Here is an 18,230-nt window from a genome sequence, read left to right as displayed (position 1 = left end):
CCGTCCACGGACGGGCCGGCCGTGGGCGGACCTCCCACGGCCGGCCCGTCCGCGTGCCCGTTCACCCGTGCCAGGACCGCCACAGTGCCGCGTACGCGCCGTTCGCGGCGACCAGCTGGTCGTGGCTGCCGAGCTCGCTGATGCGGCCGTTCTCGACGACGGCGATGACGTCCGCGTCGTGGGCGGTGTGCAGCCGGTGGGCGATGGCGACCACCGTGCGGCCGTCGAGGACCCGCGCCAGGGAGCGCTCCAGGTGCCGGGCCGCCCGCGGGTCGAGGAGCGAGGTGGCCTCGTCCAGGACCAGCGTGTGCGGGTCCGCGAGCACCAGGCGTGCGAGCGCGATCTGCTGGGCCTGGGCGGGCGTGAGCGCGACACCGCCCGAGCCGACCTCGGTGTCGAGACCGTCGGCCAGCGCCCGCGCCCACCCGCCGGCGTCGACCGCGACGAGGGCGGCCCACAGCTCGGCGTCATTGGCACCCGTGCGGGCGAGGAGGAGGTTGTCGCGCAGGGCGCCCACGAACACGTGGTGCTCCTGGTTGACCAGGGCCACGTGGGAGCGGACCCGTTCCGCGGACATCCGGGACAGTTCGGCGCCACCCAGGGTGACCTGGCCCGTGCGGGGCGCGTAGATCCCGGCGAGCAGCCTGCCCAGCGTGGACTTGCCCGCGCCGGACGGGCCGACCAGGGCCATCCGGGTGCCGGGCGCGACCTCCAGGGAGACCTTGCGCAGCACGTCGACGCCCGCCCGGTAACCGAAGTGCACCTCGTCGGCGTGCACGTCACGCCCGTCGGGGGCCAGCGCCCCGTCACCCGCGTCCGGCTCGATCTCGCGGACGCCCACCAGCCGTGCCAGCGACACATGGGCCACCTGCAGCTCGTCGTACCAGCGCAGGATCAGGCCCACCGGGTCGACGAGCATCTGCGCGATCAGGGCGCCCGTCGTCAGCTGGCCCACGTCGATCCAGCCCTGGAGGACGAAGTACCCGCCGATCATGAGGACCGAGCCGAGGACCGTGGTGTGGGTTGCGTTGATGGCGGGGAAGAGCACCGACCGCAGCCAGAGGGTGTACCGCTCCCAGGCGGTCCACTCCTTGACCCGCTGGTCCGACAGGTCGATGCGGCGCTCGCCCAGGCGGTGCGCCTCGACGGTGCGCCCGGCGTCCACGGTCTCGGCGAGGACGGCGGCCACGGCGGCGTAACCGGCGGCCTCGGAGCGGTAGCCGGACGCGGCGCGCTTGAAGTACCAGCGGCAGCCGATCACCAGGATCGGGACGGCGACCAGTACCGCGGGCGCGAGCGGCGGCGCGGTCACGACCAGGCCGCCGAGCAGCAGCGCCACCCACACCACGGCGATGGCCAGCTGGGGCACGGCCTCGCGCATGGCGTTGGCCAGCCGGTCGATGTCCGTGGTGATGCGGGAGAGCAGATCACCCGTACCGGCCCGCTCCAGGACGCCGGGCGGCAGCCCCACGGCCCGTACGAGGAAGTCCTCGCGCAGGTCGGCCAGCATCCGCTCGCCGAGCATGGCCCCGCGCAGTTGCACCTGGTGCACGAACACGGCCTGGACGACCAGGGCGACGGCGAACAGTGCGGCGGTGCGCTCCAGGTGCAGTTCACGCGCGGCGGTCGCGCCTTCGGAGACGTGCTGGACCAGGGAGCCCAGCAGATAGGGGCCCACCATCGAGGAGACGACGGCGACCGTGTTGACGGTGACGAGCACCAGGAAGGTCCGGCGATGTCGTTGGAACAGTTCGGCCACGTAGGCGCGTACGGTCGCGGGGGCTCCGACGGGCAGGGTCTCCGCCGTCTTCGGGGCCGCCGGATCGTAGGCCGGTGGCGCCACGCCGATCATGCCGTCTCCTCGATTTCTTCCAGTTCCTGCAGCTGGTTCAGTTCCTGTTCGGCGGCCTCGTCGTCGGTCTCACGGGTCACCACGGCGCGGTACCGCGCGTCGCTGTGCAGCAGTTCGCGGTGCACGCCGACCGCTGCGACCTCGCCCTCGTGGACGAGCACGACCCGGTCCGCCCGGTCCAGGAGCAGCGGCGACGAGGTGAGGACCACCGTCGTGCGCCCCTGTCGCAGGGAGCGGATCCCGTCGGCGATCCGCGCCTCGGTGTGCGAGTCGACCGCGGACGTCGGTTCGTCCAGGACCAGTACGCCCGGGGCGGTGACCAGCGACCGGGCCAGCGCGAGACGCTGGCGCTGGCCGCCGGACAGGGACCGGCCGCGTTCGGTGATCCGGGAGTCCATCGGGTCGTCGGCGTCCAGCGAACCCTGGGCGAGCGCGTCCAGGACGTCGCCGCACTGGGCCGCCGACAGTGCCTCCTCGGGGCTGACGTCTCCCGACGAGGGCACGTCGAGCAGTTCGCGCAGCGTGCCGGAGAGCAGGACCGGATCCTTGTCCTGGACGAGGACTGCACTGCGGGCGGAGCCGAGGGGCAGTTCGTCGAGCGGTACGCCTCCGACCAGCGCGGACGGTAGTTCCGAGGACTCCGCCGTATGACCGCCGAGCCGTTCGGCGAGTTCACCCGCGGCGTCCGGGTCACCGCACACCACGGCGGTGAGCCGTCCCGCGGGCGCGAGCAGACCGGTCGCGGGGTCGTACAGGTCTCCGGTCGGTACGACGGCCTCGCGCGATCCCTCGCCGTCCGTGGCCCGTTCGAGGGACAGCACCCGTGCCGCGCGCCTGGCGGACGGCCGGGAGAAGGAGTACGCCATCGCGATCTCGGTGAAGTGCCGCAGCGGATAGGTGAGGATCATGACCGCGCTGTAGACGGTGACCATCTCGCCGACGGTGATCCGGCCCTCGCTGGCCAGGTTCACGCCGTGCCAGACGACGACGATCAGCAGCAGCCCGGGGAGGAAGACCTGGATCGCGTGGATCAGTGCCCACATGCGGGCGCTGCGCACGGCGGCGTGCCGGACCTCCTGCGAGGCGCGGCGGTAGCGGTCGAGGAACAGTTCCTCGCCGCCGATCCCGCGCAGTACGCGCAGGCCCGCGACGGTGTCCGAGGCCAGTTCGGTGGCGCGTCCCGCCTTCTCGCGCTGGAAGTCGGCGCGTCGGGTGGCCCGGGGGAGCAGCGGCAGCACCGACAGCGCCAGGACGGGCAGGCCCACGGCGACGACGACGCCGAGCGCCGGCTGGTAGACGACGAGGGCGACACAGACGAGCACGACGGTCACGGCGGCCGCGGTGAACCGCGACACGGCCTCCACGAACCAACCGATCTTCTCGACGTCGCCCGTCGAGACCGCCACGATCTCGCCGGCCGCGACGCGGCGGGTCAGCGCGGAGCCCAGCAGAGCGGTCCTGCGGGCCAGCAACTGCTGCACGCGCGCGGCAGCGGTGATCCAGTTGGTGACAGCGGCGCGGTGCAGCATGGTGTCGCCCAGCGCGATACCGAAGCCGCACAGGGCGAGCAGCCCGCCCGCGAGGGCCAGTCGCGCGCCGGAGCGGTCCACGACGGCCTGGACGGCGAATCCGACGCAGAAGGGCAGTGCGGACACGGACAGGAAGTGCAGCAGCCCCCAGACCAGGGCCTTCATCTGTCCGCCGAGCTGATTCCGGCCGAGCCATACCAGGAATCGGGGCCCCGAGCGTGCGTCCGGCACACCCGGGTCGGGATACGGAAGGTCTTGAATCTGCATGACGTCCCAAAGGGCTCGTAGTACGGAGGTGGGGAGACAACAAACCGTGCAAGGTTCGCGTCGCAGCGTGTCCGCAGGCAAACGCTTTTCCGCCGTGGGGCAAAGATTCGGCCCGGACCGCCCGGATATGACCGGTAGGTCGAGGGGGTGGGCACGGTCGTCCGCGTCGTGGTGCGACGATGGACGGTATGCACATCAGCGGAGGGATGCGGACGACGGCCATAGCCGCGGTTCTGGGCGCCGTGGTCATGCCACTGGCGGCCTGCGGCGGTTCGGACGGCGGCGGGAAGAAGGGCAACGGGCAGGCGGGGGACGGGTCCCGGCCCGAGCAGGCGCGCACGGTCGATCTCAAGCGCATCCCCGATGTGGGGGACACGCTGCAGAAGCAGATCCCCGCGAACTCCCGGCAGGTCGTCGCGGTCTACGGGCAGGGCAAGGACTCGGCGAAGTCCACGATCGTCCTGTACACCAAGTCCGGCTCCACCTGGGACAAGACCCGCAGCTGGGAAGGGCACAACGGCAAGAAGGGCTGGACGACCGACCACAACGAGGGCGACAAGCGCAGCCCCGTCGGCGTGTTCACGCTCAGCGACTCGGGCGGTGTCCTCGACGACCCCGGCGCCAAGCTCCCGTACACGCAGTCCTCGGGCTTCCAGGCCCCGCACTACTGGGCCAAGTCGCACTGGAACGACTTCGACTACGTGATCGCCATCGACTACAACCGCGTCAAGGGCACCTCGCCGAACGACCCGACCCGCCCCCAGGGCCAGTCCAAGGGCGGCAGCATCTGGCTGCACATGGACCACGGCAGCGGTACGTCGGCCTGCGTGAGCCTGTCCAAGTCGGGCATGCAGTACCTGCTGCGCACCCTCGACCCGGACCGTCACCCGGTCGTGGTGATGGGCGACAAGGCGGACCTCAAGGCCTGACAGCGCTTCACCACGGGCCCGCCCCTCAGTAGTAGGGGCGCAGCGAAGGCCACAAGCGGGACCACGGCTTCGTGGTCCCCGAACACAGCAGCACCGCCGCGCCCTGCTCGTCGTTCTCCGCCTCGTCGTTCTCCACCTGCACCCCGTCGCCGTCCGGCGTCCCCTCCCCGTTGTCCACGCGCGCGACCTGCCGGCAGTCGGTGAAGTACCGCTCCGTGCCGTCCGCGTCCTGCTGACGGACGACGAGTACCGGCCCGTCCATCGAGTCGGGCGGCGGACCCCAGTCGGCGTAGCTCATATGGCCGGCCGGGACCCGCAGCCCGGCGACCGAGTCCCCGAGCAGTTCGGTGGCGGCCTGTCTGATCAGAGGCGTCAGCGGCGGCTGGTCGACGTACCCCAGGCCCGCCGTGCCCCGAGGCAGGATTGCGGGCCGGGCCGACTCCCCGTAGAACACCGCTCATGAGAAGACGGATCATCATGTCCATGCTCGCCGGAGCGACCCTCGTGGCGAGCACCCTCCTCGGAGCGGGCCCGGCCCAGGCCGCCCGGCCGACGGAAGCCCCGCCGACGCACTCCCCGACGGCCACCCGGCTCGCCGACCCGCTCGCTGCCCCGTCCGCCGAGTTCGGCAGCGACTGGCACGATCCGCTGACCGCCGCCCCGCCCGTCACCAGGCCCGCTGGCGCGTCCTGCGAAGTGACGGTCGCCGAGGCGCAGTTCCGGGACTTCACGCCGTACAAGGGCACGTACGCGCCCCCGCGCGGCTGCGGCGACCGCTGGAGCAAGGTCGTGCTGCGCCTGGACGGCAAGGTCAAGGGGCGTCAGTACGACCGGCTGGGGTATCTGCACATCGGCGGCGTCGAGGTCTTCCGTACGTCCACTCCGCAGCCCTCGCCCGACGGCATCGAGTGGTCGGTGGAGAAGGACGTCACGCGCTACAGCGACACGTTCCGCGGCGGTCACGACGTCGAGATGCTGATCGGGAACGTCGTCGACGACACCTACACGGGCGTCTTCGACGTCAAGGTGACCCTGACCTTCTACCCCGCGCCTCCCTTCGAGAAGTCGGCCGCGGGCAGGGCCACCGCGACCCCCGACCGCGTCCTCACCCTCCAGGACGGCACCCTCACCACGCCCCGCAACAGCGAACGCATCGTCGCCGAGGTGTACGCCACCGGTTCGGGCGGCGGCTGCGAGGAGTACTGGTATCTGACCGTGCCCGATGCCGCCCCGTACTCCTGCAAGGCGGACGGCGGCCCCTACCGCGAGGTGCAGATAGCGGTCGACGGCAAACTGGCGGGCATCGCCGCGCCGTTCCCCACCGTGTGGACCGGCGGCTGGTCCAACCCCTTCCTCTGGTACGTCGTCCCGGGCCCGCGCGCCTTCGACATCAAGCCCGTCGAGTACGACCTGACCCCGTTCGCGGGGCTGCTCAACGACGGCCGCCCGCACCGGATCGACGTCTCCGTAGTGGGCGTTCCCGAGGGACAGAGCGGCTGGAGCACCCCGGTGAACGTCCTCGTCTGGCAGGACGCGAAGAGCACGCACGTCACCGGGAAGCTCACCGCCCACAGGACCGGCGCCCTCACGAACTCCGCCACGTACACGCCCGGTTCCGAGCACCGGCTCGACACGGACGCCGGGCACCGGCTGACGGTGTCCGGGTACGTCGACACCTCGCACGGCCGTGTCGCGACCACGATCGACCGTGAGCTGGCCAGTACCTCCGTGCACCGCTGGACCGACGGCGAGAACACGGACGCGCTCGACGGGACCTGGACCGACGACGAGAAGGTCACCGTGGACGGGCGCGGACCGGCCGTGACGACCCGTACGGACCGCACGTACACCATGGACGGCACCACGACGCTCGGCGCGGGCGACCGGCTGCGGACCGTGCTGTCCCTGGGGGACCGGGCGTCCGTCGTGGAGACCCGCGGTGGCCGGCGCACCGCGTGGTCCCGGCTCGACGACAGCTACACGGGCGACGCGACCTACACCGCGAACGTGCCGCGCGACCAGCGGCACGCCGTCGCCACGACGAGTGAGCGCTACCGGCTGTCCGGCTCGGACGGCTGCTACGACCGGCGCCTGACGACCGTGCAGGGCGTGCTCACCAGCCGCGCGGACCTCACCCGTTCTGCCGGAGGCCGTCCTGCGGCTTCGGCGAGTCCATGCCCGGCCGCTCCTTCTTCCACAACCCGCGGGTGAAGTCCGGGATCGCCTGCGGTGCCCCGTGTGCCTTGATGGAGGCGTGGCTCAGTGGCACCGGAGCGGTCCAGGTGGCGGCGTCATAGACGTCGAAGTCCGGTACCAGCCCGAGCCGGATGGACTGCATCAGCCGGAACAGCATGATGTAGTCCATCCCGCCGTGTCCGCCGGGCGGGTCGGAGTGCTCCTTCCACAGCCAGTGGTCCCACTCCGCGTACGCCGAGAAGTCGCCCCAGACGTCGTCTGTGTGGTCCGGCTCTATATAGATCCGCTCCGGGTAGTCCTCGAACACACCCTTCGTGCCGCCGAGGCTGTTGATCCGCGAATAGGGATGTGGCGTCGACACATCGTGTTCGAGCCGGATCACCCGCCCCTTGGCGGTCTGTACGAGGCTGATGGTCCGGTCGCTCTCGATGTACGTCTCCTTCCAGCTCGGGTCGCCCGGCGGCATGTGCTCGGCGCGGTACTCGGCGAGGCCCAGCGAGGGTGTGCCGAAGCTGGAGATGTGGGTGACGCGGTCACCTCGGTTGACGTCCATGTAGTTGGCGACCGGGCCGAAGCCGTGGTTCGGGTAGAGGTCGCCGCGCAGCCGGGTGTGCCACAGCCGCCGCCAGGGACCTTCGTAGTAGTCCGGGTCGAACATCAGGCCGCGCAGATCGTGGTTGTAGGCCCCGGCGCCGTGCAGCAGCCGGCCGAACTTCCCCGCGTGCGCCATGCGCAGGACCCGCATCTCGTTGCGGCCGTAGCAGCAGTTCTCCAGTTGCATGCAGTGTCTGCGGGTGCGTTCGGAGAGGTCGACGAGTTCCCAGAGCTGGTCGAGCCGCATCGCGACCGGACACTCCACGCCGACGTGCTTGCCGCTGAGCATGGCCGTGCGCGCCATCTCGAAATGCAGGTCCCAGGGCGTCGCCACGTACACGAAGTCGAGGTCACCGCGCGCGCAGAGGTCGACGAAGTCGTGCTCGCCCTTCGTGTACGTCGCCGGGGCGGGCTGTCCCGCGGCCACCACCTTGGCCGCGGCTCTCGCGGTCTTGTCCTTGACCGGATCGCACAGTGCGACGACACGGACGCCGTCGAGGGCCAGGAACAGGTCGATCATGCCGCCGCCGCGGTTGCCGAGCCCGATGATCCCGACCCGCACGGTCCCGCGCCCCTCGAACGGCACGCCGATCATGGTTCTGCCCTGCGCGGTGGGTGCGGCCGGTTCGCCGTCCGCGGCGGCTTCCACCGGCGTCCCGGACGCGGCGGCGTGCGCCGTGCCGCCAGCCGCCGCGAGCGTACCGAGGCCCAGCCCCAGCCCGAGGCCCAGTCCCGTTCCGGTGACGCCCGCCGTGCGCAGTACCGAGCGCCGGGAGCGGCCCCCAGGATTCTCGTCGGCTTCGGCTTCGGTTTCCGCTGCGAGTTCGGCTTCGGCTTCGAGTTCCGCTTCGAGTTCGGCTTCGGATTCCGGTGTCGCGTTCTCGTCGTGCATCGGACCTCCTCGGTGGGGGGGGGAGCGCGGGTTCACCGCGCTGTCACCCTCCTAGGGGGCCGGCCCGGAGACAAGGGACGGAAGTGGCCGGGGAGTTGGACTTTCCGCACCGGGCCGTCAGCAGTCGCGCCCCGCCCCTCGGGCAGCGGCGTCGGCAGCGGCATGGGCGTCGGCGGCGGTATCGCCCCCGTCGGCCACGGCGGAAGTACCGTCGACCAGCGTGTCCAGCAGCCCGCCCAGCACCGCGCGCTGCTCGTCCGAGAGGGGCGCCAGGATGTCCTCCGCGGCCTCCCGGCGTGCGCCGTGCAGTTCTCGAAGCACCCGCCCGCCGTCCTCCGTCAGCTCGATGCGGATGACACGCCGGTTGGTGGGGTCCGGTACGCGCCGTACCTTGCCGCTCGCCTCCAGCCCGTCGACCAGGGTGGTGACGGCCCGCGGCACCACCTCGAGCCGCTCGGCCAGGTCGGCCATGCGCGGCGGTGAGCCGTAGTGGGCGAGGGTGCGCAGCAGCCGGGACTGGGCCGGGGTGATGCCGAGCCCCCGCGTCTGGAGATGGCGCTTCTGGATGCGGTGCACACGGCGGGTCAACCGCAGCAGCTGCTCGGCGAGCAGGCCGTCGGCGTCGGGGGTGTCCATGCCGGGAACAATATCAGGACCTAGTTCATTGTGAGTATAGGTAACAATGAGCTATGCTCCGTCAATCCTCTTCTTCTCACTTCCGTAGGAGCCCATTGCCCCGCGACGACATCAACTGGACGCCGCCACCCGTCGAGGCAGGACAGCCCCGGCAGGTGCGCCGCATCCTCGCGCTCTTCCGTCCCTACCGCGGCCGGCTGGCCGTCGTCGGCCTGCTGGTCGGCGCGGCGTCCCTGGTCTCGGTCGCCACGCCCTTCCTGCTCAAGGAGATCCTCGACACCGCGATCCCGCAGGGCCGCACCGGCCTGCTGAGCCTGCTCGCGCTGGGCATGATCCTCAGCGCCGTGCTCGGCGGTGTCTTCGGTGTCCTGCAGACCCTGATCTCCACCACGGTCGGCCAGCGCGTCATGCACGATCTGCGCACGGCCGTCTACGACCGGCTGCAGCGCATGTCGCTCGCCTTCTTCACGAGGACGCGTACCGGCGAGGTCCAGTCGCGCATCGCGAACGACATCGGCGGGATGCAGGCGACGGTCACCTCGACCGCCACCTCCCTGGTCTCCAACCTCACCAGCGTCGTCGCCACGATCGTCGCGATGGTCGCCCTCGACTGGCGGCTGACCGTCGTCTCGCTGCTCCTGCTGCCGGTGTTCGTGTGGATCAGCCGCCGCGTCGGCAGCGAACGCAAGAAGATCACCACCCAGCGCCAGAAGCAGATGGCGGTCATGGCCGCCACGGTCACCGAGTCGCTCTCCGTGAGCGGCATCGTGCTCGGCCGCACGATGGGCCGCTCCGACTCCCTCACCCGCTCCTTCGCGGAGGAGTCCGAGAGCCTAGTCGACCTGGAGGTCCGGTCGAGCATGGCCGGCCGCTGGCGGATGGCCGTCATCGGCATCGTCATGTCCGCCATGCCGGCCGTCATCTACTGGGCCGCGGGAATGGCCCTCCAGCTCGGCGGCCCCTCGGTCTCCATCGGCACCCTGGTGGCGTTCGTCTCGCTCCAGCAGGGACTGTTCCGTCCGGCCGTCAGCCTGCTGTCCACCGGCGTCCAGATCCAGGCCTCGCTCGCGCTGTTCCAGCGCATCTTCGAGTACCTCGACCTGCCCATCGACATCACCGAGTCCGAGCAGCCGGTCCACCTCGACCGGGTCAAGGGCGAAGTGCGCTTCGAAGGCGTCGAATTCCGGTACGACGACAAGAGCGGTCCGATCCTCGACGGCATCGACCTCACCGTGCCCGCAGGCACCAGCCTCGCCGTCGTCGGCCAGACGGGCGCCGGGAAGTCCACGCTCAGCCACCTCGTCCCGCGTCTGTACGACGTCACGGGCGGCCGCGTCACCCTCGACGGGGTGGACGTGCGCGACCTGGACTTCGACACCCTCGCGCGGGGGATAGGCGTCGTCTCGCAGGAGACGTACCTCTTCCACGCCACGGTCGCCGACAACCTGCGGTTCGCCAAGCCGGACGCCACCGACGAGGAGCTGCGTGCCGCCGCGAAGGCCGCGCAGATCGACGACCACATCGCGTCCCTGCCCGACGGCTACGACACGGTGGTGGGGGAGCGCGGGCACCGGTTCTCCGGCGGTGAGAAGCAGCGCCTCGCCATCGCCCGCACGATCCTCCGGGACCCGCCGGTGCTGATCCTCGACGAGGCGACCAGCGCCCTGGACACCCGCACCGAGCGAGCCGTCCAGGAAGCCATCGACGCGCTGTCGGCCAACCGGACGACCATCACCATCGCTCACCGGCTGTCCACCATTAGGGGCGCCGACCAGATCGTGGTCCTCGACCGCGGGCACACCGCCGAACGGGGCACGCACGAGGAGCTGTTGGAGCGGGACGGGCGTTACGCCGCCCTGGTCCGCAGGGACGCCCAACTGGAGCCAACAAGATGAAGATATGTCGAGTTTAGAGCGATATGAGGGTTAACGTGCCCGCATGCAGAACTACACTCCGCCCACTCCGCCACGGAGAACGATCCGACTGACGCGCCGGGGCCGGACCGCCCTCATCGCGACCGGCGCCGTCGTGGCGGTCACCGCCGTGGCGGTGCCGCTGCTGAGCACGGACGACAAGAAGGAACCCCAGGCCCTGGTGATCCCGGAGGGCTGGCGCACCGGCCAGGTCTACACGGCCATGGACAAGGCCCTCGCCCTGCCTGCGGGCTCCAGCAAGAAGTCCCTGGAGAAGGCCCGCCTCAAGCTGCCGAACGACGCGAGCGGCAACCCCGAGGGCTACCTCTTCCCCGCGACCTATCCCATCGACAAGAAGTCGACCCCGGTCTCCCTGCTCTCGTACATGGTCGACACGGCGAACAAGAAGTTCGGCGGGGGCACGGTCACGGCCGGGGCCGAGCGCAACGCGATGAACGTCTACCAGACCGTCACCGTCGCGAGCATCGTGCAGGCGGAGGCGGCCACCAAGGCGGACATGGGCAGGGTGGCCCGGGTGATCTACAACCGGCTCGACCGGGGCATGCCGCTGCAGATGGACTCCACCATCAACTACGCGCTCAACCGCAGCACCCTGCGGACCAGCGAGAACGACACACAGCTGGAGAGCCCGTACAACACGTACGCGCGGATGGGGCTGCCGCCGACGCCGATCGCGAATCCCGGTGAGGAGGCCATGCGTGCAGCGGTCGCGCCGACCCAGGGCGACTGGCTGTACTTCGTCACGGTCAAGCCGGGCGACACACGCTTCACGGCCGACTACGAGGCGCACAAGAGGAACGTCGCCGAGTTCAACCGTGCGCACAAGGGCGCCTCGGCGTCATCGGGCTGAGCCGGGCCGCGACCACGGCGTGGTAGGTGCTCACGGGGCCCGCCGCGCCCCTCCGGGGGCGCGGGAAGTCGTCGCGGGACCGCTCACGTCGTCGCACGGACGGAGCCGACCCATGTACACGGCCGACTCATGTATGCGGCCGACCCGTGTACGAGGCCGACTCATGTACGAGGCCGACCCGTCTACGCGGTCTGCCCACGTACGCATCCTGCGGCCGGTCAGCCGGTGGCTTCCACCGCGACGGGGCCGGCCGGGGCGTCCGCCAGCAGCCGTCTGATGTCCCGGACCGCCGCCCGCCCGGCGCGGTTGGCGCCGATGGTGCTCGCCGACGGCCCGTACCCGACCAGATGGATCCGTGGATCGACGGCCGCCCGGGTCCCTTCGATACGGATGCCTCCGCCGGGCTCGCGCAGCCGCAGCGGGGCCAGATGCTCGACCGCCGCGCGGAAACCGGTCGCCCAGAGGATGACGTCCGCGGCCACGTGCCGTCCGTCGTCCCACTCCACGCCGTCCGGGGTGATCCGGTCGAACATCGGGAGCCGGTCCAGGACCCCGTCCGCGAGGCCCTGCCGGATCGCGTCGTTGAGCGGCAGCCCGGTCACCGAGACGACACTCCTCGGAGGCAGGCCCTGACGGACCCGCTCCTCCACCATCGCGACCGCCTCCCGGCCCACGTCCTCGCTGAACGGCCCCTCCCGGAAGACCGGCGGCCGTCGTGTCACCCAGGTGGTACCGGCCGCGTACGGGGCGATCTCCAGCAGATGCTGCGTACCGGACGCGCCCCCGCCCACCACGACGACGCGCTGCCCGGCGAAGTCCTGCGGGCCGGCGTACTGGGCGGTGTGCAGCTGCCGCCCCCGGAAGGTCTCCTGGCCGGGATAGCGCGGCCAGAACGGCCGGTCCCAGGTGCCCGTCGCGTTGATCAGCGCCCGCGTGGACCACGTACCGTCCGACGTCTCGACCAGGAGCCGGCCCGCGTCGCCCTCGCGTACGGCCTTTACGTCGACCGGCCGCCGTACGCGCAGGTCGAAGGCGTGCTCATAGGCGTCGAAGTACTCGGCGACGACCTCGGAGGACGGCCGGCCGGGATCCGCGTCCGTCAGTTCCATGCCGGGCAGCGCGTGCATGCCGTGCACCTTGCCGTACGTCAGGGACGGCCACCGGAACTGCCAGGCGCCGCCCGGCCGCGGCGCGTGGTCCAGGACCACGAAGTCCCGCTCAGGCTCGAAGCCGGTGCGCCGCAGGTGGTAGGCGCTGGACAGACCGGCCTGTCCTGCGCCCACGACGACGACATCGACTTCCTGTACCTGGTCCTGCACCTGGTCCCGTACCTGCGCTCCGGTGTTGTTCACGCTTCTACCAACTGTGCGGGTGGCGCGGATCTTCCCGGGCGCGCGGGTTCAGGCGGCCGGTTCGCTGTCCAGGCGCTCCAGCAGTCCGGCGCACAGCTCGGCGAACCTCGGGTCGGTGCGGTTGCGCGGCCGGTCCAGCTCGACCGGGATCTCGTACGCGACGGCGCCCGCGTCCATCACGACGACACGGTCGGCGAGCAGCACCGCCTCCTCCACGTCGGATGTGGCCAGCAGGACGGCACAGCCGTGCCGCTGCCACAGTTCGCCGACGAGCCGCTGTGCCCCGGCCCGGGCCGGGGCGTCCAGGGCGCCGAACGGCTCGTCCAGCAGCAGGAGATCGGGGTCGCCCGCCAACGCGCGCTCCAGCGGCACGCGTTGGACCTCGTCGCCGGAGGGCGCTCCGGGCCGGGAACCGGCACGGCGGACGAGACCGACCTCGGTCGCCGCCCGTTCGGCGGCGGCGCGTCGGGATCTGCCGGGCCGTCCGAGCAGCACCGTGCGGCACACCTTCCTCCACGGCGTCAGCGGAGGCGCCTGGGCGGCGAGGACCTTACGGCGCGGTACGAGCACGGTGCCCTCGATGGCACGGTCGAGCCCAGCGAGGATGCGCAGCAGGGTGGACTTGCCGTAGCCGCTTCGGCCCAGGAGTACGACGAACTCGCTCGGGCCGATGGAGAGTTGAAGGTTGTCGATGACCGCGCGGCCGTCGAAGGCGCGGGTCAGTCCTTCCACGCGTACTGCCGGGACGGATGTCGTCGGCCTGTGCTTAAGGTCGCCCGCCCGGGTGCTGCCGGAGCCGGAGTCGGAGTCGGCGGAAGCCTGTTGCGGGCCCACCGCCCGGTGAACGTCGGTCGCCATCGCGGCAACAGCCTTTCGAGAGGAACCGAGGGAGCGAGGAATCGAGGCTCCAGGGGGAGCGCGCCCGGACCGTCAGGGCCGTCAGGAGCGGTGGGGCCGCTTCAGCGGACCGGCTTCCGGCCCAGGTCAGGCGGGCGCAGGAAGCGGAGGCGGGCTGTGGCGCGGCGGGGGGAAAGCGGGTGGGAAGGCGTCAGCGGCCGGTGCGACACGCGGCAGAGGCCACCCGCAGCAGGTCGATGTGACCGCGCGTGGTGAGCAGAGCTGAACGCAACATGCCGCCGAACGTAGCCAGCTCGATCGTTCACGGTCAATGGCGTCTCGCGGAGCAAGCATCCCGTCTCAAGGACCGGTCGGCGGAGGCGTCGCGGGTGTGGAGCCCGGCCCATGGGTGCGGAATGGGTGAGGATTGGTTCATGTCCGATGCCTTCACCACCCGTGTCCTGAACATCTCCTCCGGCTCCACGGAAGCGGTCGTCGACCTCACCCGTGAGTGCGAGGCTTTCCTGCGGGAGGCGGCGGGCGGCCGTGACGGCCTGCTCAATGTCTTCGTACCCCATGCCACCGCCGGCGTGGCCGTCCTGGAGACGGGAGCGGGCAGCGACGAGGACCTGCTCGCCGCCCTCCACACCCTCCTCCCCGCGGACGACCGCTGGCAGCACCGCCACGGGAGTCCCGGGCACGGCCGCGACCACGTCCTTCCGGCGCTCGTCCCTCCGCACGCCACACTGCCGGTACTGGCCGGGCGGCTGGAACTGGGGACATGGCAGTCGGTGTGCCTGGTCGACACCAACAAGGACAACCCCGACCGCACGGTGCGGCTGAGCTTCCTGGGATGAGATTCCCGGAGCGCCCAGTGTCAAGGTCGCGTCGCGAGTGATCGCGGCCCGTCTCAGAAGTGTCTCAGGGCTGTCATGGCGTGAGCTGTGCCGCGAGGGCATTCCGTGTTGTGGGTGACGGACCGCGAAACAGCCGCGGTCGCAGCACGGGGAAGGGCACAACTGCCATGAAGAGCAAGCGCTTTGCGATGATCGCCGTATCCGCTGTCACGGGTGCGCTTCTGCTGACCGCCTGCAACGGGGAGGACAGCGTGAACGGCGCCGACCCCGCCGGGAGTGCCGAGGCCGGCGCCCCGGCCACCGGTGGGCACGCCTCGTCCGGTACGGAGCACGGCGGAGCGCAGGGCGTCGGCAAGTGGGAGAAGAACGCGGAGGACGCGACCTTCTTCGGTTCGGTGATGACCGGTGCCGACGAGGTCCCCGTCGAGGGCGGTCCCGCGGTGGGGGACAAGGACGGGCACGCGCTCGCCCTGATGCGGATCCAGGGCGACCAGGTGTCCTACGCGTTCACCTTCAGCGGGGTCCAGACGCCGACCCTGGGCCACCTCCACAAGGGCGTCAAGGGGGTCAACGGCGATGTGAAGATCCCCTTCTTCACGAAGAAGCTGGAGGACGGCAAGAAGTTCGTCTTCGGCACGGTCACCGTCGACGACAAGGACTTGCTGGCGGGCATCAAGGCCAACCCCGGGAACTGGTACTTCAACCTCCACACCGCTGAGTTCCCGGGCGGGGCCGTCCGCGGCCAGGCCTACAAGCTCCCCTCCGGTGTCGACGTTCCCGACACCATGAACGAGGACACCCTCACCGCCGTCATCAAGGACGCCTAGTAGTTCAGGAGGCGAGGGCCTGCGGTAGTTCGGAAGCGAGAACCCGGGCGCCTTTCGGGGCCCCGGGCCCTCGCCGACCGCGCGCGGAGGGTGCGGAGGGCGCCGACGCCGCGCCGCACGCGAGGAGTGTCGGCATCGCGCCGCGCGCGGTGTGCGTCCCGGCAGGCCGGGCAGGGGAGAATGGGGCGGTACGCAACGGACCCCATGGTCGACCTTGCTGATGGCTTAAGGAGCGGGACATGCAGGACGCGCGAGCAGGGCAGGTCGCCGGACCCGGTGACCTCGTCGATGTGGCCCGCCTGGTCACGGCGTACTACGCGCTGCACCCCGACCCGGCCGAGCCCGGGCAGCGGGTCGCGTTCGGGACCTCGGGGCACCGCGGCTCGTCGCTCGCGACGGCGTTCAACGAGGACCACATCGCGGCCACCAGCCAGGCCATCTGCGAGTACCGCACCGCACAGGGCACCGACGGCCCCCTCTTCCTGGGCGCCGACACCCACGCCCTGTCCGAGCCCGCGCGGGTCACGGCCCTTGAGGTGTTCGCCGCCAACGACGTGAGCGTCCTCATCGACCAGGGCGACGGCTACACGCCCACCCCGGCCGTCTCGCACGCCATCCTCACCCACAACCGGGGCCGCACCTCCGGCCTCGCCGACGGTGTGGTGGTCACCCCCTCGCACAACCCGCCCGCCGACGGCGGCTTCAAGTACAACCCCCCGAACGGCGGACCAGCCGGCTCCGAGGCGACCTCCTGGATCCAGGACCGCGCCAACGAGATCATCTCCGCGGGCATGAAGGACGTACGCCGCATCCCCTACACCCGCGCCCTGGCCGCACCCGGCACCGGCCGCCACGACTTCCTCGGCACCTATGTCGCCGATCTGCCGAACGTGCTGGACCTGGACGCGATCCGGGCCGCCGGCGTGCGCATCGGCGCCGATCCGCTGGGCGGCGCCTCGGTCGCATACTGGGGCCGGATCGCCGAGCAGCACCGGCTCGACCTGACGGTGGTCAACCCGCTCGCCGACCCCACCTGGCGTTTCATGACGCTGGACTGGGACGGCAAGATCCGGATGGACTGCTCCTCGCCGTACGCCATGGCCTCGCTCATCGAGCAGCGCGACCGGTTCGACATCGCCACCGGCAACGACGCCGACGCCGACCGGCACGGCATCGTCACCCCGGACGGCGGTCTGCTCAACCCCAACCACTACCTGGCCGTGGCGATCTCCTATCTGTTCTCGCACCGCAAGGAGTGGCCCGCCGAGGCCGGGATCGGCAAGACCCTCGTGTCGTCCGGGATGATCGACCGGGTCGCGGCGGACGTCGGCCGGACACTGGTCGAGGTCCCGGTCGGCTTCAAGTGGTTCGTGGACGGCCTGTCCGACGGGACGCTCGGCTTCGGTGGTGAGGAATCGGCGGGCGCGTCCTTCCTGCGCCGCGACGGCTCGGTGTGGACCACCGACAAGGACGGCATCATCCTGGCCCTGCTCGCCTCCGAGATCACGGCCGTCACCGGCGAGACGCCCTCCCAGCACTACGCGCGGCTCACCGAGCGCTTCGGAGCCCCCGCCTACGCACGCATCGACGCCCCGGCCTCCCGCGAGGAGAAGGCGCTGCTCGCGAAGCTGTCCCCGCGCCAGGTCACCGCCGACACCCTCGCGGGCGAGCCGGTCACCTCGGTCCTCACCGAGGCCCCCGGCAACGGCGCCGCCCTCGGCGGGGTCAAGGTGTCCACCGCCAACGCCTGGTTCGCGGCCCGCCCTTCGGGCACCGAGGACGTCTACAAGATCTACGCGGAGTCCTTCTCGGGCCCGGACCATCTGAAGCAGATCCAGGAGGAGGCCAAGGCCATGGTGCTCGCGGCCCTGAACACCTGACACCTGGCACCTGACATCTGACACCTGGCATCTGACACCTGCTCGGGCTCCCGCTGCCCGACTTCCAGTGGTGCGCGCTCACTCCCACACGACGATGTTCCGCCGCACCGGCACCGACGTCGCGTCCGTGGCGAACAGTTCGGGGGAGTGGGCGCGGATGCGCTCGATGTCGTCGAAGACGGCTCGCAGGTGCGTGCGCATGGCCGTGCGGGCGAGCGGGACGTCCCCGCCGGCGATCGCGTCGAAGATCTCGCGGTGCTGGGCGACGAACACGGCCGGTGACACGTTCTCGTGGAGGCCGAGGCGGCGGGCCCGGTCCAGGTGCCCCTTGGCGGCGGCGACGGTCGTCCAGACGTTCCCGTGTCCGCTCAGCCGCATCAGGCCCTGGTGGAACGCCTCGTCCAGATCGAAGAACTCCTCCAGGCCGAGGTCCGCCCGCCGCTGCCGGTCGAGGTTGTCCCGCAGTGCCTCGACGACCGCGGGGTCGAGCTCCGCGGGCAGATCGTCCAGCGAGGCCAGTTCCACCGCCTCCCGCAGGAACTGCGCGTCGGCGACCTGCCCCGGGTCGACCCGGGACACGAACGATCCGATCTTGGGGAAGACCTGCACCAGGCCCTCCTGGGCCAGCAGGATCAGGCTCTCCCGGACCGGCGTGCGGCTGACGCCCATCGACGCGGCGAGTTCGTTCTCCGAGAGGGCCGCGCCCGGAGCGAGTTCGAGGGTCAGGACCATCTGGCGCAGTTTCAGATAGATGTCGCGCCGGTTCGTCCGCCCGTTCGTTTGAGCCATGGGCCCATC

15 protein-coding genes and 1 pseudogene are annotated in these 18,230 nt (G+C 71.0%); 7 read left to right on the top strand and 9 right to left on the bottom strand.

Features of this window, described 5'->3' with window-relative positions:
• Positions 1–61: 61 nt before the first annotated feature.
• Positions 62–1,852: an ABC transporter ATP-binding protein gene (locus ACZ60E_RS26115; RefSeq protein ID WP_469443488.1), complete on the bottom strand. Its 1,791-nt coding sequence runs from the start codon at positions 1,850–1,852 to the stop codon at positions 62–64.
• Positions 1,849–3,648, bottom strand: coding sequence for an ABC transporter transmembrane domain-containing protein (locus ACZ60E_RS26110; protein ID WP_469443487.1), 1,800 nt, complete (start codon positions 3,646–3,648; stop codon positions 1,849–1,851). The genes ACZ60E_RS26115 and ACZ60E_RS26110 overlap by 4 nt, the downstream gene beginning before the upstream one ends.
• Before the next feature lie 188 nt (positions 3,649–3,836).
• Here ACZ60E_RS26110 and ACZ60E_RS26105 point away from each other — a divergent pair, with 188 nt between their 5' ends.
• Positions 3,837–4,577: a hypothetical protein gene (locus tag ACZ60E_RS26105; protein ID WP_469443485.1), complete on the top strand. Its 741-nt coding sequence runs from the start codon at positions 3,837–3,839 to the stop codon at positions 4,575–4,577.
• 25 nt (positions 4,578–4,602) lie between these two features.
• Here the strand turns inward: ACZ60E_RS26105 and ACZ60E_RS26100 are convergent, their stop codons facing one another.
• The gene (locus ACZ60E_RS26100) at positions 4,603–5,031 is read right to left on the bottom strand and encodes a hypothetical protein (protein WP_469443483.1); all 429 of its coding nucleotides are present in this window, start codon (positions 5,029–5,031) and stop codon (positions 4,603–4,605) included.
• Between the two features lie 5 nt (positions 5,032–5,036).
• On the opposite strand from ACZ60E_RS26100, the pseudogene ACZ60E_RS26095 reads away from it, so the two are divergent.
• Positions 5,037–6,695 (top strand): annotated as a pseudogene (locus tag ACZ60E_RS26095) (peptide-N4-asparagine amidase); the annotation flags it as partial.
• Positions 6,696–6,708: 13 nt separating this feature from the next.
• Here ACZ60E_RS26095 and ACZ60E_RS26090 read toward each other — a convergent pair.
• Both ACZ60E_RS26090 and ACZ60E_RS26085 read right to left on the bottom strand, forming a co-directional pair.
• Positions 6,709–8,259, bottom strand: a complete 1,551-nt coding sequence (locus ACZ60E_RS26090; protein ID WP_469443481.1) for a Gfo/Idh/MocA family protein — start codon at positions 8,257–8,259, stop codon at positions 6,709–6,711.
• A gap of 117 nt (positions 8,260–8,376) precedes the next feature.
• Positions 8,377–8,895 (bottom strand): MarR family winged helix-turn-helix transcriptional regulator, encoded by a 519-nt coding sequence (locus ACZ60E_RS26085; RefSeq protein ID WP_469443480.1) that lies wholly within the window; start codon positions 8,893–8,895, stop codon positions 8,377–8,379.
• Between the two features lie 95 nt (positions 8,896–8,990).
• Here ACZ60E_RS26085 and ACZ60E_RS26080 point away from each other — a divergent pair, with 95 nt between their 5' ends.
• Positions 8,991–10,790: an ABC transporter ATP-binding protein gene (locus tag ACZ60E_RS26080; RefSeq protein ID WP_469443477.1), complete on the top strand. Its 1,800-nt coding sequence runs from the start codon at positions 8,991–8,993 to the stop codon at positions 10,788–10,790.
• Positions 10,791–10,833: 43 nt separating this feature from the next.
• Positions 10,834–11,679, top strand: a complete 846-nt coding sequence (mltG, locus tag ACZ60E_RS26075; RefSeq protein ID WP_384811319.1) for an endolytic transglycosylase MltG — start codon at positions 10,834–10,836, stop codon at positions 11,677–11,679.
• 218 nt (positions 11,680–11,897) lie between these two features.
• Here the strand turns inward: mltG and ACZ60E_RS26070 are convergent, their stop codons facing one another.
• The 3 genes from ACZ60E_RS26070 to ACZ60E_RS26060 form a co-directional block, all read right to left on the bottom strand.
• Positions 11,898–13,031 carry an NAD(P)-binding domain-containing protein gene (locus ACZ60E_RS26070; protein WP_469443475.1) on the bottom strand — a complete coding sequence of 378 codons (1,134 nt, stop codon included), beginning with the start codon at positions 13,029–13,031 and terminating at the stop codon, positions 11,898–11,900.
• Between the two features lie 48 nt (positions 13,032–13,079).
• Positions 13,080–13,889 carry an ABC transporter ATP-binding protein gene (locus tag ACZ60E_RS26065; RefSeq protein WP_469443473.1) on the bottom strand — a complete coding sequence of 270 codons (810 nt, stop codon included), beginning with the start codon at positions 13,887–13,889 and terminating at the stop codon, positions 13,080–13,082.
• A gap of 190 nt (positions 13,890–14,079) precedes the next feature.
• Positions 14,080–14,163, bottom strand: coding sequence for a putative leader peptide (locus tag ACZ60E_RS26060; protein WP_366784861.1), 84 nt, complete (start codon positions 14,161–14,163; stop codon positions 14,080–14,082).
• Positions 14,164–14,302: 139 nt separating this feature from the next.
• On the opposite strand from ACZ60E_RS26060, the gene ACZ60E_RS26055 reads away from it, so the two are divergent.
• The 3 genes from ACZ60E_RS26055 to pgm all read left to right on the top strand — a co-directional run bounded on the left by ACZ60E_RS26055 (position 14,303) and on the right by pgm (position 17,432).
• On the top strand, positions 14,303–14,725 hold the full coding sequence (locus ACZ60E_RS26055) for a secondary thiamine-phosphate synthase enzyme YjbQ (RefSeq protein WP_384811327.1): 423 nt from the start codon (positions 14,303–14,305) through the stop codon (positions 14,723–14,725).
• A 167-nt stretch (positions 14,726–14,892) separates the two neighbouring features.
• On the top strand, positions 14,893–15,552 hold the full coding sequence (locus ACZ60E_RS26050) for a CHRD domain-containing protein (RefSeq protein WP_453795156.1): 660 nt from the start codon (positions 14,893–14,895) through the stop codon (positions 15,550–15,552).
• A 239-nt stretch (positions 15,553–15,791) separates the two neighbouring features.
• Entirely contained in the window at positions 15,792–17,432 is a 1,641-nt protein-coding gene (pgm, locus tag ACZ60E_RS26045) for a phosphoglucomutase (alpha-D-glucose-1,6-bisphosphate-dependent) (protein ID WP_384811333.1), read from the top strand.
• 78 nt (positions 17,433–17,510) lie between these two features.
• On the opposite strand, the gene ACZ60E_RS26040 is transcribed toward pgm, so the two are convergent.
• Positions 17,511–18,221: a GntR family transcriptional regulator gene (locus ACZ60E_RS26040; RefSeq protein WP_469443469.1), complete on the bottom strand. Its 711-nt coding sequence runs from the start codon at positions 18,219–18,221 to the stop codon at positions 17,511–17,513.
• Between the last annotated feature and the right edge of the window lie 9 nt (positions 18,222–18,230).

It is taken from the genome of Streptomyces sp. NPDC102514, assembly GCF_055584525.1.
The sequence above is the reverse complement of the archived record's forward strand: the minus strand, read 5'-3'. Positions and strand labels throughout refer to the sequence as shown.

Excerpts from the sequence above, each read along its gene's own strand:
- ACZ60E_RS26115 (WP_469443488.1), bottom strand. The coding sequence starts at position 1,852 with ATGATCGGCGTGGCGCCACCGGCCTACGATCCGGCGGCCCCGAAGACG.
- ACZ60E_RS26110 (WP_469443487.1), bottom strand. The coding sequence starts at position 3,648 with ATGCAGATTCAAGACCTTCCGTATCCCGACCCGGGTGTGCCGGACGCA.
- ACZ60E_RS26105 (WP_469443485.1), top strand. The coding sequence starts at position 3,837 with ATGCACATCAGCGGAGGGATGCGGACGACGGCCATAGCCGCGGTTCTG.
- ACZ60E_RS26090 (WP_469443481.1), bottom strand. The coding sequence starts at position 8,259 with ATGCACGACGAGAACGCGACACCGGAATCCGAAGCCGAACTCGAAGCG.
- ACZ60E_RS26085 (WP_469443480.1), bottom strand. The coding sequence starts at position 8,895 with ATGGACACCCCCGACGCCGACGGCCTGCTCGCCGAGCAGCTGCTGCGG.
- mltG (WP_384811319.1), top strand. The coding sequence starts at position 10,834 with ATGCAGAACTACACTCCGCCCACTCCGCCACGGAGAACGATCCGACTG.
- ACZ60E_RS26065 (WP_469443473.1), bottom strand. The coding sequence starts at position 13,889 with ATGGCGACCGACGTTCACCGGGCGGTGGGCCCGCAACAGGCTTCCGCC.
- ACZ60E_RS26060 (WP_366784861.1), bottom strand. The coding sequence starts at position 14,163 with ATGTTGCGTTCAGCTCTGCTCACCACGCGCGGTCACATCGACCTGCTG.
- ACZ60E_RS26055 (WP_384811327.1), top strand. The coding sequence starts at position 14,303 with ATGTCCGATGCCTTCACCACCCGTGTCCTGAACATCTCCTCCGGCTCC.
- ACZ60E_RS26050 (WP_453795156.1), top strand. The coding sequence starts at position 14,893 with ATGAAGAGCAAGCGCTTTGCGATGATCGCCGTATCCGCTGTCACGGGT.
- pgm (WP_384811333.1), top strand. The coding sequence starts at position 15,792 with ATGCAGGACGCGCGAGCAGGGCAGGTCGCCGGACCCGGTGACCTCGTC.
- ACZ60E_RS26040 (WP_469443469.1), bottom strand. The coding sequence starts at position 18,221 with ATGGCTCAAACGAACGGGCGGACGAACCGGCGCGACATCTATCTGAAA.